Raw genomic sequence first — 16,563 nt, forward strand, 5'->3', positions numbered from 1 at the left:
TTAAAAAGGAAATTACTTGCCTTCACTACGTGCCACAATTAATTTGGTCAATTCTGTGAATGATTCATCTACATTGGTTCCGTCTTTTGCACTAGTTTCAATGTAAATAGAATCTTCATCTTCTGCATATTCCCGGCATTCATCACGATCAATAACTTCACCAACTTCGGCAATTAGATCCACTTTGTTACCAATTAATACAAACGGAATATCTCCTGCAAATTGTCGTACTTCAGCACGCCAATTCTTAACGCTATCCCATGTTGCGGAACGTGATAAATCGAATACTAATAATACTCCCGAAGCACCTTTATAGAAGGTTGTTCGAATGAATGAGAACCTTTCTTGCCCTCCAATATCCCAAATGCTTAAAGTGGCTATTTGACCAGGAGCATATTCTACTTCTTTGGTCAAAATATCTACACCTACCGTTAGTTTGTAGTCTCTATCGAACTTAGATTTGATAAATCGATGGATCAATGATGTTTTTCCTACTGCTGCAGGTCCACAGAGCAATATCTTTAACTTATAGCTTGACATTTCAATTTTCCCTTATGTTTAGTATGTATATTTTTTTTTTACTATATTAATTATATTGTATGTTTTTCTTAAATAGATTTTTCCTTATGGTATTAGAATGTGCTTTTCTACCTAAAAAGTTAAGGGGTTGTATATAAATAAACTCATAATTTTGTGATAGGAATTTGCTGTTGAACATTATCAAAATTATTCAAATCAAAAAAGAGGCTATATCTTAATTTCCGTAGGATCAATTTTAAATTGTTTCAACTGATTTTGAACCCCTTTCAGAATTAATGCAAATTTCTTGCGACTCTCCGGGCGAATAGGTGCTTGGATATTCTCCGCATAATCTGCTATAAAGGTGGCTGCCAGCTTATCTGCTGTTTCATTTAATATCTGTTCAAATTGATCGTTATATTTGTAGAGTATATTTCGAATTGAATAATCGAACATAATAAGAATACTTGCATCAAAAGCTTCTCCCCGTGCTTCAGGAGCTTGAACTTGAAAGAGAAAAATAACACTCATATATTTATCCGAAATAAAAGGATGAAAGTTCAACGTTCTTGCACTTGCTCCATCTATCTCATTGAGTAATAAGAGTAATGAAGATGTGGAATATTTGAAAACTATATCTTCATCAATATTTTCCCACCAACCTATTGGTTCTGGTCCTGCTTGACGGGAAAGAGAAAAGATTGTGAATTTGGATAATGTTTGTAAATCTAATTCCAATGCAGGAAATTCTTGATCAAGTCTGAGTGCATAGCGTTCACAAAAGACATCAAACATCGTTTGAACAACATTTTGGTGTGCTCGAGATAATAGAATCACTAATACATTTTCTGTAACTCGAAAGAAAATAACTGGTGATTTTAATAAGAGATCTCCGACTTTCAAATCCTTCATTAGCAATTTTTCTAAAACAGGGAAGATTTTGTCAACAGAATCTTTATCAATTGAAGTCTTTAGGATCGAACCATCTTTGAGAATAATCGCATATTTTGAAAAAGCATCTTCAATAAATTCGGAACATTCTTGAATTAACAAAATTTTTTCCTCTACTTACCTAATTACCAAATCCTACTTTTAATATTTTTTTGTTCCATGGGCAAAGCAGAAACGATTTTAACTACAAAAATGCTATTATATAGTAACTATGCCCGTTGATGAAGTATTATTAAATTTGGCTTTCGAACTGACTGAGGAAGGAGAAGGTTATGCACACCAAGGTAACTATTCCGAAGCTATTTTAAAATTGCAACAAGCTTTAGATTTATTTCAAAAAGCCAATCTTCCGGATACAGAGAAGAGCAAAGTTATGAATATGATGGATATACGCCAGAAGGAATACGAGCGGTTAGAACGCGAAACTCGAGAATCTGGGATAGAATCGCCTCCACAAACAACATCTATTGATAATTTAGTTGAAGAAGGGTTACAATTACTTAATGAAGCAGAATTTTTGTTAAATCAGGAAAATTATTCGGCAGCGATTGAAATATTTCATAAATCTGTTGAAAAACTAACTCGGGCGGGCTGGAGTTCTGAACAATTAAAAAGTATCCATGTTATCATAAACAATATCTCCAAGTTATTGGATCAAGAGAGTTCATCTCCTTCGTTATCAATGAATCAAGAATCTCCTGCTGAATCTTCGAATTTTTCTCCCACCTTCTTAAAAACTCAACAGTCCGATTTTATTGACAAAAAAATTAAAGTGACTCCCCAAAATAGTGGAGAAGAACAATATGTGCCCAGTTTTCTTAAACTTCAAAATGTTCAGAAAGATATCAGAACTCATCAATCCTCAGAAAGAGAGATCAATAAAAAGATAGAAGATGAATATTCTCCAAGTTTTCTTAAAACAAACCAACCCAATTATTCCTTACCATCAAAACCTATTGTAGATGCAGATGAAGATCAAAATTATATTCCGTCTTATTCTTTATCAAATCAAACGGATGTAATAGATGAACCCGGAAAAAAGACTGCTTTAGGGGCTTCGGTAATTGATGCTTCTCAACATAATGATGAAGATTATATCCCCAGTTTTGCGAAAAATATTGAAAAGGGGCAAGATTTTGATTCTACTGAAATAGCTCACCTTCTTAAACAAGCCTCTGGAGAAGTTTTAAATTCCATTCCACCTTCTGAACATAAATCTTCTGTTTCGGTATCTGTCGAAGATCAAGATAATATGGCTTCTGAACTTCCTGAAAATGAAATTTTATCTGGAGGGGAAATTCCTTCTTTCAAAATTATTGATCTTAGAAATCAAGTAGAAATGCGTTCTCAATCTCTTTTGGACCAATTTGAAGAAATTCTTGCAGATCATGAAAAAAAATTAGATGAAATTTTCATTTCAATAAATCAAATTCGCAAGTTGGAAGAACAAAATAAATTCAATCTGGCTATTGCCCAGTTAAATATCTGCATTGATAAGTTAAAGAAAATTCCTGGTTGGACAGATCAGGCTACCACATTAATTGCATGGCTTCTAATTCTTCGTGAAAAAAATCGCTTAATTACTCAATCTAACAAAGTTCAAGATCTGGATTTAACTCGAATTAATGCTGAATTCACAAGAATTATGCAGGGAAGTTTGAAAAGTTCTTCTCAAGTGACTATTTCATTTGATTCGCTTTTAAATCAAGAACTATCTGGAGAACAGTTGTTTCAAACGAAGCTAAATCAACAAAAATTATTCCAAGATGCAATTTTTGAGTTATTTGACCAAGGGCATTTGCATATTCTTGGGGAGAAATACAAAAAAGCCATCCAAATTTGGAATGATGCTTTAATAAAAATTAACTCTTTACAATGGAAAGAGTTCGCTAATCAAAATCGAAAATTTCTTTCACATTTGGCTCGTTTAAGTGATCTTTACGATCTCTCCTTATTAAGTGATTCACAGAAGGAAAAAACATCATCCTTCTCACGTGAAAACTATGAGGCAGAAAATAAAAAAAAAACACAAGCGCGACTCTTGCGACTTAATTTGCTCGAAAAACAATCTAATGAATATGATAAAGTTCAATCCGAGGCTTTTTCGCAAATTGATCAAGCTGAAATATGCTTGCAACGAAATGAATTTGAAGATGCAATACACTTGTATGAAGATGCAATTCATAAACTTGTTGAAATTGGATGGGAATCTCAAATTTCTGCTCTTAATACTCGTCTTAGCGTTATCCGGTCAAAAAAAGAACAATTCTTGACAAATTTGCAATCAAAATATTACGAAGAACTTAAACGAAAAGAATCAGAACGGCAAGTTCAAGATGAAATTCAACAAGCAATCACAAGAAAACAGGAAAAAATGCATACCGAAAAGATTCAAAGAGAAAATTTCAAAACAGAAAATCAAATTCTTTTGGAAATTCAAACATCAATCAGATCCAAAATCGAAGAAGTTGGAAATTATTTAGATGTGCATCAATTTCAAGAAGCCTCTGAAACTTTGGATTCTGTATTAACCCTCATCAATACTCACGGTCTTAATGATCAACGCGCCACTATTGAACAGTTGAAAAAAACAATTGTTCAAAAAGAACAAAATTATCGCTTAGAAATACAAAGTCAAAAATTACATGAAAAACAAATGCTTCAAGAAAAACTCGAATTTGAGCGTTATTTAGAAGCCCAATCTAAAGAAATTGCGCTGCAACGAGATCAAAAACAAAAAAAACTCGCCGATTTTCATCAAAAAAAAATGGATCAAAGAAAATTAGAACAACAAGCATTTCAATTGATGGACGATGCTGAAAAGTTTCTGAACATTAATGAATTTACCCAAGCAATTGATTACTATAAGCAAGCAAATTTGATTTTTAAAAGTATTGGATGGAATATCGATGAAAAATCCCATCTTGAGCGAGTGTATCGAATTCAAGCAGAATATGTAAAAACTGTTGATCAAGCGGAAAAGGAACGTCTCCGGCAAGTGGAACAGAAACACCAAGTTGAATTGCAAGAAAAACAACGGAAACAAACAAAACAATCTGCCCTAAATGATATTCATGCTCTTTTAGGTAGTATTGGACAAAAATCTTCAACTCCAATCCCCGCTGATGAAAAAAAATTGAAGGGTGAAGATAAAATGGGTGAAGAAATGAAGCTTATTCTTTCAGCGACTTCAAAACAGATGAAAGAAACTCTAAAAGAACGAAATGCTGTCATTGATAGAACGGTACGGACTATTGGATCCGAAATCAATACTGCTGCAACTACCAGAGAAGAACTTCAGAGGATTGAAGAACAAAAGAAAGCCGCTCTTCTTGCCGCTGCTCAAAAAAAGAAAGAAGATGAAGAAAAACTTAAAGCAAAGCAAGAAATTGATGCTTTTAAGCGTATGATTCAAGCTGCAGTAAAAAAGAAAAACCAAACATAACAACCCTTTTTTTATATCCCTAGTTGTTTAATGAAATGTAAGATTATAAGCTACGATGATTTCTGACATGATTCCTTCCTCGCTTCACCGATCTACCCTCCAAATCACCATTGTTACTGCACAAGATGATATCGCATCTAAGACAATATTTAACGCCTTATTGGCCTCTTATCCTTTTGAAATTGTGTCGAACCATCCTTTAAGGCATCATAATTCTATCCAATCTCTACATTGTTGCAAATTATCTGAAGGTTCAAGTTCAGTTCATTTTCTTCTTATAAATGTTCTCGAAAAAATGACTAATTTAGACGAAATTATTTCCCCTACCGAAATGCCCGGGGATCTTCTTATTTTTGCCAGTCGCCATCAATCCAAAAGTGGTCGACCTTCACTTATGTGTCATACTACTGGGAATTTGAATGAAGATATTGCTGGTGGGGGACAACCATTTCGAATATCTATAGGGACTGGGATTGTTCTCCATTATTTCTTTACTCTTTTATCTCAGTATTCTACGGAAAGATCTTTCGGTGTACCAGTCCATCATGAAGTAGATCACCATGGTCCTACAGAATATTTACAGCCTCTCGTTTATATCGAACAAGGAAGTTCGGAAGATGCTTGGAAAGATCCAATTGGTGCGAAAATAATTGCAGATGTCATTATGAAAACAGGGATTATTCTAACAACTTCCCACTATCATGGAAATCAATGGGATAAAAAAGATTTGAAGATTTGTGTGGGTTTTGGAGGGGGCCATTATATGCCTAGCTTTACTCCTTTAATATCTCTTGGATATTCTTTTGTACACACTGTACCTAAATATAAAATATTGGATTTAACTTCTACCATGATTGAACAAATCCAACAAAGAACTTTGGAACCAATAGATTTTTGGGTTCTTGATTGGAAGGGGTTAAAATCTGCAGATAAACAGCATTTAATTCCTTTACTAGAACAGACAGGAATTCCAATTAAAAAAACTAAGGAACTTCGCAAATTATTTCCAACATTACCTAAGTAGGCAGTATAAGTCAAATTTTTTCCTAAATTTCAGACTTAGTTCGAAAATTCATCTTTTTTCTATATTCTGTCAAAAATGATGGTGGACGGGTATAGCAAAGAATCCTCTCAGAAATTCAGTAATGGAAAATTGAGCAAGGATTTTTTAGTAAAAACACTTTAATAGGCAAAAAGCTCTACTTGTTACAATACAAAAATGTCGAAAAAGTATTCATGTTATGTAATTTTGTTCGTTGCAGTGTGTATTCTAGTGATTCCTTGCCAAGTTTCCTGCCTAGACGATGATTCTTTGGATAGCTATAATTTGAATTCTGGGGATACTTTCGTGTGGCATGTCTATGATGGGTCGGAAATCAACTTTTTATATAAATTTAAGATCAATGGGTTCAATCAGAATGATGGATTACAAGGTGAAATCGAGCAATATTTCATTGATCCAAATCAAACCCAAAGTTATGAACTGTGTTTTCAAGAATTAATTAAAAATCAAACGAGTTTAGAGAAATGTTCTGAACAGACGACATCTAAAACGCGAATTATTGCTCAAAAGAAAGTTGAATGTATGCAAATAAATCAAGAAGAGTCTAAAATTTGGATCGATTTACAAACAGGAGTATTACTTGAGCAATCTGGCTCTCAAATAAATATTAAATTAGTATCCTGGAAAGATAGCGATCTACAGCAAATAGCGCAGAATTTAGAAATTCAATATTATTTGAAGTGTGGAATTACTCTTATGATTGGGATCACAATTACTTCTCTTTTCTATTTAAAATCAGTTTATTTAGACAAAAAAAAGCAAAAGAAATGGATATATCCCCCTAATCCATTGAATTTATATCAACGATAATATTTTTTCCACAAAAAATATATATGTAAAATTATTTCTTCGATCTTGTAATTCGGAAAAAATTATTTCTTTATTAATGGAGTAACTAAATTTTGAGTATTTCCCTTTTTTCCTAGGAATTAAGGAAAAAATTTTTAAAGCTGAAAGACTATGATATAATAGACGGAAGGAGGTACCTTATCTCCTTTTTATTTGCCCGATTTCGGGCCTCCCTCTTGCATCGTGTTGATGCTAATATCTTTGTTTTGTTTGTTGTAAAAATCGGTGTTTCGGTAATTCGGAACATACGGTTTATGGTGGCCGCACTTCCGTCAACTTTTCTTTTTCTAACTCGTCTTAAATCATTAGAATTCTTTGAAAATTAAAAATCGCAAGGTTCTTTTTAAAAATAATTCTAAAAATATATTTAAAATGTTGACCAAAAGGGTTTCAAATGATCTTGTAATTCAGGAATAAGTTGATTCATTGTAAATTCTATTCCTTTTTGCGATTCATCGTAATTATCATCTTCTACAAATATTACGTTATCCTCCGCCAAGGCATTAATGGTATTTGCAATAGAATTTCCAATGGCGACTAAATTATACCCTCCTTCCAGAGTGCATTGGATACGATTTTTTGCAAATTTAGAAGACATTTTTGCGAGTTCCTGAATAATAAAAGAATAAGTTTGATCCATTAATCCCATTGCAGTCAGAGTATCTGCGTGATGAGAATCATAACCGGCGGAAACTAAGATAAATTCGGGTTTGAATTCCTCCATCATCGGATTAATAATCTGATTGAAAAGATTTTGGATGCATTTCTGTCCTGAATAGGGTAATACTGTTAGATTTACTGTTTTACCTCTTTGCTTGCCTTCACCAATTTCATCAACAAAACATGTACCAGGATATAAGGTTGCTGGGTGTTGATGGATCGAAAAGAAAAGTATTTCACCCTCAGCATTCCGATTATTGAGTATTTCTTCGGATCCATTTCCTGCATGGGCATCAAAATCTATAATTGCAACCTTTTTTAGCCCCCATTTGTGAATAAGGTATTCAGCAGCCAAAATGATATTATTGAAAAAACAAAATCCTCGTGCTTCTGTATTGTTGGCATGATGTCCAGGAGGACGGCATAAAACAAAGGATCGATCAATTTTCTGACTCATAATATCGTCTATCGCTTGAAAATTGCCTCCGATTGCATAACGTGCAGCTGTAAAAGAAGATCCCGAAATAATTGTATCTCCATATGTCCCATCGGTAAATAGCAATTCATCCCATTTCTGCGCTCGTGTTGATAATTGTTGAATTTTTTCAATTAATTGGGGGGAATGGCACCATTGAATTTCAGTTAGTTCTGCTAATCTCGGTATTATTGTGTGAAAATGTGATTTGTGTCCATCCCCAAAAAGATCCAGTTCTTCTAACTGGTTTTTCGTATGAATAACGCGCTCTGCTCGTTCGGGGTGATAACCCGTGTCATGTTTTTCATAAAATTCATGATAAGCCACACCAACATTTTTCATATAAATCTAGTTTATTTATACATCTTTAAAAAGGTAAGGCAATCCCCATTATATAGGAAAAATATTTACAATAAATTTTACAAAAAGTTGGTTAAAACCGAAAGTTAATACTACTTTGCGTTTATTTTATTCAATTATTAAAAATGAAGTGTGAGGTCGAAAAGCGATGACACAAATTTTCAAGTTAAAATTATGCATTATTGGGGAGCATGCATGCGGAAAAACATCATTAATTAAAAATTTTGTAGAAGGAGCGTATTCCAAAGATTATCGTCCAACAATAGGCTCCAATCTCTTTATTAAAAAGTTAGCTTTTCGGGCTAATGATGGGGAAGATTATCAATTTACTATTACTGCATGGGATATTGCTGGCCAGGAGCGTTGGCAAAGTATGCGACATACATATTATCGTGGGGCCCAAGGTGTGTTTATTGTGGGTGATCTAACCCGAAAAAATACTTTCCATCAAATCGATAAATTTTGGATAGATGATTTTCGCAAGAATATGGATACTCCAATACCAATCATCTTACTCGCTAACAAAAAAGATCTAGACGGAGAAATTTCTGAAGAACATGTTCGGGAAATGGCAGAACGACAAAAGATCGATAAAGTTTTGTTTACTTCGGCTAAAACAGGCTATCATGTTAATGAGGCCTTTATAGCGATGATAAAAAGCTGTATTGGAATCGACTCCATTATTCCTATTCCGTTGTAATTTCTTTTTCATCTTTAAGGACTATTTATGGGGTCAGAAAAAACGATCCAAGGAATTTTTTTTTAGTTTTCTCTCTTTAGTATCTTGGTTTATATCTTTTGGAGGTATGTGTTTTTCTTCTTTATCATTAGCATCTTGAGATTGGAATTCAAGGGTTGTTTTATCCAATAAGAGTTTTTCAGATTTATCTGGATGCTTACGATCAATTTTTTTTTTAACGGGTCTATTTAATAATTGATTTTGGATATTGCGAGCGATTGTCATGCCAATTAAAGGAACTTTTGCGATATCTTCAATATTAGAATTTAAAATATCGTTAGTTGTCTTAAAACCCGCTTGAAACAATTTTCGTGCTCTTACTCGTCCTATTCCCTTCAATTTAACAAGGGGGATCAAGGATTCTTTAATACCGTGGGTTATTCGATAGTTCAATTTTTGGAGATCGGAAGAAAAGTGAAGTTCTTTATCTAATCGTGCAATTTGTTGCATTGTGCGAAGCAACCACTGAGCATTATCTATGGTGTTATGGATGTCACCAACACCTATATTATATCTTTCGGTAATGTTTTTCTCATGGACTTCGGAGATCCAATCTTGCATAATCATTGTGAGTTTTAATTCTTGGGCAAATTCTAAAAACTGAGGATCTGTTTTTTCCCACACTTCTTCCATAATGAAATTATCGGAATGGTGTTCAATAAAAGTGAAAATGGGATTATAATCTTGTTTCCGAAGATAGAATTTCCGAAAAGCAGAAAGTTTCGAAAGCAGGTAGAGCCAACTGGTATTTGTTAGTTCTATTTCGCCATAATCTTCCAAAACTTTGGCATAGAGCAAATCTTCTTTGATGATGATCCCATCTTGAGGTGGAATATAACTTTGCGAACATATTTTACCAAAAGGGGTTGCTTCAAAAACTTCAACTGCAATGGGATGGGGTGCTTCGATTTGGGTTATAAGTTCATTTTCTTGAAAATAATTAATGATTTGTTGAATTTTTGTTTGTAGGGACCTTTCAATTTTAATTTCAATATTATCAGATAACTCAGTTTTTTTAGGTTTTGTGGATTGAAGTAAGTTTTCTTTTTCCCAATAATCGCTTGCTGTAGTAAAAAATGATCCTGGGTCTGCTGCTAATCCTAATGGATCATTGCCTCGGCCGGAAGTGGGGCGTAATTGAGTCCGTGTTTTTTGGAGAGAAGACTTTCTTTTTGTATATCTTTTGTTTTTATTGTTTAGAGCTTCTTCTACATCTGAAAGAGTTCCAGTTTGAAGTTGATGATAATAAAACGTATTTTTTAAAAATTTGAGAATTTGCTCCATGGAGTCGGCAAATTTGGAGACGATTAAACTCAGAATATGAGATTGCAATTTATTTTCATCACCTACTTTGCTAAAAATTTTTTCTGGATCGCCATTAATATATCCAACTGCATCATTTACGAGTTTTTCTGGATTACTCCCTAAAATAATCACTTCTCCATATGGATCAAAGCGAGGGCGTCCGGCTCTTCCAGCCATTTGCTTATATTCTATAACTGGGATCAATACATTCCCTTTTTCTGCATTATAGCGGTACAGTGTTTTAATTATCACTCTTCGTGCAGGGGTATTTACTCCTGCAGCAAGGGTTGGGGTACAGCAGATCACTTTGATCTTCCGTTGATTGAATTGCTTCACAATGAAACTCAATATTTTTCTTGGAAGACCTGCATGATGGAATGCTACCCCGCCTTTAAGATATTTATGTAATTTTTTTGCCGTTTCCGTTTCAAGAGAATCAATCTTAGCAATCTCTTCTTGAATTTGATCGAATTCTTCTTTCTCTTTATTATCTGTAATCATTCTTATTGGAATGTGGAGTTCATCTGCCAGTTTGATAGTATTCTTACGAGAATTTGTAAATACTAATACTTGCCCTCCTTCCTTAATCATATCGATAGCGAGTGTGGTTACTTCTGAGTGTCCTGGAATTTTTGGGATAGTTCTCACTGCCCCGTCTTGAAAATGAATTTCATCCCGTAAATAAAAACCTTCTTTCAGTGCCACAGGTCTCCATTCGCTCGTTATTAATTGAGCTTGTAACCAAGAAGCTAGTTCCTCTGCATTTTGAATTGTTGCAGATAATCCTACGATTTGAGCTGACGGATTTGCGGTTTTAATGCGGGTGAGTAAAAATTCTAATGTTATTCCTCGGTGGTCATCATTAATCAAATGTATCTCATCACAGATAACCATACTTATTGCCGCAATTCGTTTTGGGTCTAAGCGCAATAAAGCATCCGCTTTTTCATTTGTTAATATGATTAAATCATTGTTAAAAACTTTATAGTCTATTTGGTCAATATCACTTGTTGAAATTCCAACTCGAAAGCCTAAGCTATCCCAGTCTGCCTTAAATTCTTCATATTTTTCAGTTGCCAAGGCTTTTAGTGGACATAAATACAAAACTTTACCGCGTTTTTTACTCGCTTTACCTTTATCGCCGTTAGAATCTAACAAAAGCTTTTGAAGTGCTAAGATTTCTGCTATTAAGGTTTTTCCAGAAGCCGTGGGGATGGACACAACTAAATTTCTTCCTGTGATGCCCGCGTCAATCGCTTCGAGTTGAGGTGGATATAATTCAATAATTTTTTTGCGAAATAAATAGGAAAGTATATTGGGATGTACTAAATCTTCAAGGTGAGGTGAATTACTGGACATATGACTCAGTTCGTTTCATTCAAAAAAAAAAATTAGAATTTTCCTTGCTTTGGCTTAGTGGATAATCTATAATGATCATTCTTCGGACAATAAAGTGTTCCATCTTTATGCCATTCTTCTAATGCACTTTTTATAAACTGTTCTGTGACACCTTCCACCGTTGCTAAGGGTTCATAGATATCCTCCCAAGTGAGATCCTCAGAGGGATCTTCCAACTGTAATTCCCGAATTTTTTCCAAAATTAAGTTTAATTTGTTCCGTTTATTACTGGATGTTCCTGTGAGCATTACATCCATATCTACTTTTCCTGTTTCTTTATCATATCCAATCTCATGCAGCGATCGATCCAATAACGATATCATTGCTTCTGTATCTTCTAATAACACCACGTCACGTAATGCCATTTTTGCATATGCTTCGCTCATTCTTACCATTCCATCTAGCGTTCGCGCTACGATGGAAACAGCGGTGGGATTATCGGGATTTGAGGTTCGCATTTTAACATAATAATCTTGAATTTTCCGTGCCGATTCCCGTGTTAATTTTGGATGACAATTATTTTTACAATACTGAATATATTTTTTTAAAAGATCCATCGGAATGAAATCATCTTCGGTTGGAATATTTTTCTTCTTCTCTTCCTCATCGACAAATGTTTCATCATGCCCCTCCATGTGATTTCGAAGGATATATTGAGCGATGCGGTCATCACTATTTTTTTCCGGTACATCTCTCACAATGAATATAAGATCGAACCGAGATAATATCGGAGGACTCAAATTGATATTGGCTGCGGGTGTTTCAAAATCATTCCAACGGCCTTGTTTAGGATTTGCAGCTGCAATGATAGCCGTTTGTGCTTGAAGTGTTGCCACAATACCTGCCTTGGCTATGCTAATCGTCTGTTGTTCCATCGCCTCATGGATTGCCGAGCGATCTTGTTTACGCATTTTATCAAATTCGTCGATGCAGTTATGCATAATGATATTGTTTCCAACAAAATTATTTGTTCCTTCCATGGTAAAATCGTACACATATTCGCTTCTGATTTCTTCAATATCGATAATTTTATCCCATAGAATATCACTTTCAATAAAATTGTGTAAAAATTTTTCCTTAACAACTTGATTAATTCTTTTCAGATGATATTTTGAAGGAGCTACTTGAGGTTTGCAATAATTCCACACATATCTATAGATATCTGACCCCAATTTTCCCTTGTTTTTTAATTTTAAACGTTCAAAATATTCTTGAAAATTAGGTAGGATATCAATTCGATCCTTGATTTGATTAATTTTCAATTTTTTAAATTTTGCTTTTTTTACAGGATGCAACGTTCCTATCTGATTATAAAAGGCAATACAATCGAGTGTCCCCGTAATTTCACAGTGCCAATCTGTAGATTTTTTAACTACTGTGGAAATGATTCCAAATCTCAATAGTAAATTTTGAAAAAGAACTGCATTTTCATGCATACCAGTAGAAAAAATAACGCTATTTGGATTTGATCTTAAACAACCATCCCCGTCAAAAACACCTCTCAAAAATAAGGAAATGGTTTGTTTTGAATAGGTGAATATTTTTTTTGATAAGGCAAATTTAGTTGATTTATTTCCTTTAGGTACTCCAAATTCGATTAAATCTTGAGCAAATTTTTTAGTTGAATTGTAAATTTGGTAATTGTTTTTGGTGGATTTATATTGCTTATTACTTTCTCTCTGTTGAGGTTTCCTTACGTATGTATTATGAGATATATTCAAACGATCTAGGGTTGATTTAAATATTTCCACCATATCTGTATTAGAATTATAAAATTCTCCTCTTCCTTTTGTATCAGATAATGCGATGTGCCCATCGGAAGCAATTAATCCGCAGATATAGGCGAAATCGGGTTGGAAATGATCTGAGTGATTAAATGAGATCAATTTTGGAACTGCTATATAATCTCCTGTCTTTATATTGTGTGTTTCTGTCCAAAGAAACTTTGAGTTATTGCTTGTGAAAATTTCATTATCTTCTGTTAGGTTTAAAGATCTTCCGGTCGCGGTCGTTAATTTATATATTTTTTTCTGATTGCGAATTTTAAAAGCTCTTTTGATTTTGAAAGGCTCAATTTTCAGATTTTCTTGATTTAATCCAAAAACTTTGAAATCAGGAAAAATTTCCCCTTCCTCATCACCAAATGAGTGAAATAATTCTTTGAAAGATATTCTCTTTCCATCTTCCCTTATAAACTTGGTATCTTCTGTAGTACAGGCAATGCCCCCGGATGCTAAAACCAGTGCACCTGCTTCTAATTGCATGCCCGTATTGTCGCTTTCTTTGACTACAGCTGCTGTCAAACCTGCAGCGGAAGAGCCTTTTCCTGATGTATAAACCGATCTTTGTGCGATTTTGGCACAATTTTGTAATATCTGCGATTTTCCGGTTCCTGGGTCTCCCATAAAGAGAACGTGGATATCGCCCCGTAATTTACTCCCATCTTTTTTAAGTTTTTGATTTCCTGAAAATAGTGACAGAGCTGCCGCCATTTTAAGTTGATCATGACCTAAAATTCCCCGGGCGATGGATCGGGCAATTTTATTTTGAATCATGGGTTCTAATGACAAAGCATGGATTTCATCAATATCCTCTTGCGTGAGATCCTGTTCCTCATCTGTTTCTTTAATTCCTTCAATGTGATTGACCATAAGCTGGGTCATAAAGACTGTGGTGAGACGTCCTCGACGATCTTCTTTAGGGATTGATTGTAATACGCCCATAATTTTAACACGTTCTCCTGGACGGGCAGAATCGACTAAATGGTTATGGAGAACGGCTTGTAACGTTTGGGGAATATCCCCCGATCGGAGATCTTCTGGGGCTTCTTGGATCGTGATGCTTTGGTGATTAATGAATTCTGATTGGCGTGTATCGACCTTAAATTCCTTAGTATTCTTGCAAGCCGGATTAGTACATTCTCTTGGTGGGGTTAATTTTGATGTCGGTTGTTCTTCTTGCATGATATTGCCACAAATCGGACATTCAAAAGTGGCATTTGTTATTTTTGGTCGAACGACCGAAGATCGAATTATAATCCCCTTTAGAAAAATTAACCGATCAATATGTTTGGCCCGAATCATTCGTAAAGGGACTTCATTGGAATTATTATGAGTTGCAATCTGGACAAAGAAATCTTCATCGGGATTAAAATAGCCCCCTGCATCGATACGGATGATATTTTTAAAAGATTCCACCGCTTCTTGTAAAGCTTGTTCGGGATTCGTTTTCAGATAATTCGCTAAGGGAGGATCGTAATTGAGGATATCTTCAAATAAAACGGTAATATGGTGTTCCGATCGGGCGTATGCCTCACTGATTTTTTGTCGATATTTAAATTCATTTGGGGTTTCTTCAAAATTCTTAAGAAAATCCTCAAAATCTCCCACAGGATTGGATGGGGGGGCATCAGTTTCTATTACCATTAATGTATCTCCGATTTTTGTAATAATTATTTTCCGATCGTCAAAGTTATTGTTTTGTCGGAAACTATAATAAATCACTTATTGTTGCATTATTAGGAGTGTATTTTTTCCTTAAATGCAAGCTATGATTAAGTTTAAAAAGAATTGTTAGAGCGGTTGTTTAGTAAAATAGTCAAAGTGAAAATAAATTAAGAATCTTATGATTTTTGAGAGATGATCTTCAAATGATCATATCTACATCGATGACCTAGGTAAGAATTGTTTGGCAAATGTAACTAATTCTTTTTTTAGAATTTTGCATTTTAAAAGTATATTGTATCAAGAGCCTTAATGAAGTTGCGTGGTAGAGATGTCATCGGAAAATAAATCAAATATAAAATCAGAAAAAGAATCCTCACAAGAATCCCCTAAAGCTAGCCCCCTAGATCAAGAAATAGCGAAACTGAAATCCCACGATTTTCGTGTAAAAAACAATGCGATTAAAACTTTGGGAAAGATGAAAGATGCTAAAGCGCGGGAAAAATTGTTTGAAATTGCCAAATCCGAACATTTTGATGGAAGATTGCGAGTGTCGGCTATAGATTCATTAGGAAGAGGATCAAAAGGAAATGAGTTGTTCCGTTTACTCCAAGCGCTTGCGGGAGATCCAAAACAAAGTCGAGAAGTTCGTCGAACTTGTATTACTCAACTTACTCGATTCAAAGATCCAAAATCTATACGTATCTTTGTCTCTGCCCTTGATGATGAATATAGATTCATCCGGTTCTGGGCAGTTCGAGGTTTAATAAAAATTCAAGATATTAAAGCTACAGTTGGTTTGGTGAAAGCTTTAGGTGATGAAGATGAAGAAATTCGGAAAGAAGTAAGTGCTCATTTAGAACGTATTGGAGAAGAAGCGGTTCCTGCTCTTATCAAAGCCTTTAACAACCCTGAAGCGAACAAATTCCTAAAGTATGGAGTGATGGGATTGCTGAAACGGATTCCGTCACAAAAATCTTTTGAAGCCCTTGTAAAAGCCCTTGAAGATGAAAATGATCGTGTTGTGACTATTGCCATCCGTGGATTGGGAAAATCGAATAATCCCGATGCAATTCGTCCTTTAATTCATTTATATAAAACAAATGAGCGCAAAAGAAGATTGATTGAAGATGCTTTATTTAGGATCGGTCAAGAAAATCCCAAGATATTGGTGATTATGTTGGCTGCCCTTTTATTGGAAGAAGATCAAAGCCTTCCTGCTATGGCGATGTCATTATTTGCTAAAATTCCTCAAAGTTATATTCAGTTGGGAGATATTGCGAGTGATAAAGAATTAAATGAAGACTTTCGTGCAAAGATCAAGAAAGTTATGGAACAATTATAATCATTGCCCAT

Annotated in this window: 10 protein-coding genes; 5 read left to right on the top strand and 5 right to left on the bottom strand. The window is 34.5% G+C overall.

The window, feature by feature from the left end:
• Nucleotides 1-12: 12 nt before the first annotated feature.
• Both NEF87_RS22045 and NEF87_RS22050 read right to left on the bottom strand, forming a co-directional pair.
• Complete coding sequence (locus tag NEF87_RS22045) at nucleotides 13-540, bottom strand: Rab family GTPase (protein ID WP_371803691.1); 528 nt, start codon at nucleotides 538-540, stop codon at nucleotides 13-15.
• A gap of 207 nt (nucleotides 541-747) precedes the next feature.
• Nucleotides 748-1,572: a hypothetical protein gene (locus tag NEF87_RS22050; protein ID WP_457917520.1), complete on the bottom strand. Its 825-nt coding sequence runs from the start codon at nucleotides 1,570-1,572 to the stop codon at nucleotides 748-750.
• A gap of 109 nt (nucleotides 1,573-1,681) precedes the next feature.
• Between NEF87_RS22050 and NEF87_RS22055 the strand changes: the two genes are divergently transcribed.
• The 3 genes from NEF87_RS22055 to NEF87_RS22065 all read left to right on the top strand — a co-directional run bounded on the left by NEF87_RS22055 (nucleotide 1,682) and on the right by NEF87_RS22065 (nucleotide 6,788).
• Entirely contained in the window at nucleotides 1,682-4,915 is a 3,234-nt protein-coding gene (locus tag NEF87_RS22055) for a hypothetical protein (RefSeq protein WP_457917521.1), read from the top strand.
• A 67-nt stretch (nucleotides 4,916-4,982) separates the two neighbouring features.
• Entirely contained in the window at nucleotides 4,983-5,939 is a 957-nt protein-coding gene (locus NEF87_RS22060) for a D-aminoacyl-tRNA deacylase (protein WP_457917522.1), read from the top strand.
• A gap of 195 nt (nucleotides 5,940-6,134) precedes the next feature.
• Nucleotides 6,135-6,788: a hypothetical protein gene (locus NEF87_RS22065; protein ID WP_457917523.1), complete on the top strand. Its 654-nt coding sequence runs from the start codon at nucleotides 6,135-6,137 to the stop codon at nucleotides 6,786-6,788.
• A gap of 406 nt (nucleotides 6,789-7,194) precedes the next feature.
• Here the strand turns inward: NEF87_RS22065 and NEF87_RS22070 are convergent, their stop codons facing one another.
• Nucleotides 7,195-8,304 (bottom strand): histone deacetylase family protein, encoded by a 1,110-nt coding sequence (locus NEF87_RS22070; RefSeq protein ID WP_457917524.1) that lies wholly within the window; start codon nucleotides 8,302-8,304, stop codon nucleotides 7,195-7,197.
• Nucleotides 8,305-8,470: 166 nt separating this feature from the next.
• On the opposite strand from NEF87_RS22070, the gene NEF87_RS22075 reads away from it, so the two are divergent.
• On the top strand, nucleotides 8,471-9,022 hold the full coding sequence (locus tag NEF87_RS22075) for a Rab family GTPase (protein WP_457917525.1): 552 nt from the start codon (nucleotides 8,471-8,473) through the stop codon (nucleotides 9,020-9,022).
• Nucleotides 9,023-9,055: 33 nt separating this feature from the next.
• On the opposite strand, the gene NEF87_RS22080 is transcribed toward NEF87_RS22075, so the two are convergent.
• Nucleotides 9,056-11,725: a DEAD/DEAH box helicase gene (locus NEF87_RS22080; protein ID WP_457917526.1), complete on the bottom strand. Its 2,670-nt coding sequence runs from the start codon at nucleotides 11,723-11,725 to the stop codon at nucleotides 9,056-9,058.
• 32 nt (nucleotides 11,726-11,757) lie between these two features.
• Nucleotides 11,758-15,189, bottom strand: a complete 3,432-nt coding sequence (locus tag NEF87_RS22085) for an LAGLIDADG family homing endonuclease (protein WP_371803699.1) — start codon at nucleotides 15,187-15,189, stop codon at nucleotides 11,758-11,760.
• Nucleotides 15,190-15,538: 349 nt separating this feature from the next.
• Between NEF87_RS22085 and NEF87_RS22090 the strand changes: the two genes are divergently transcribed.
• Nucleotides 15,539-16,552: a HEAT repeat domain-containing protein gene (locus NEF87_RS22090; RefSeq protein ID WP_371803700.1), complete on the top strand. Its 1,014-nt coding sequence runs from the start codon at nucleotides 15,539-15,541 to the stop codon at nucleotides 16,550-16,552.
• Nucleotides 16,553-16,563 lie beyond the last annotated feature (11 nt).

Source organism: Candidatus Lokiarchaeum ossiferum, assembly GCA_025839675.1.
Classification (GTDB): Archaea; Asgardarchaeota; Lokiarchaeia; order Sigyniarchaeales; family Promethearchaeaceae; genus Lokiarchaeum; species Lokiarchaeum ossiferum.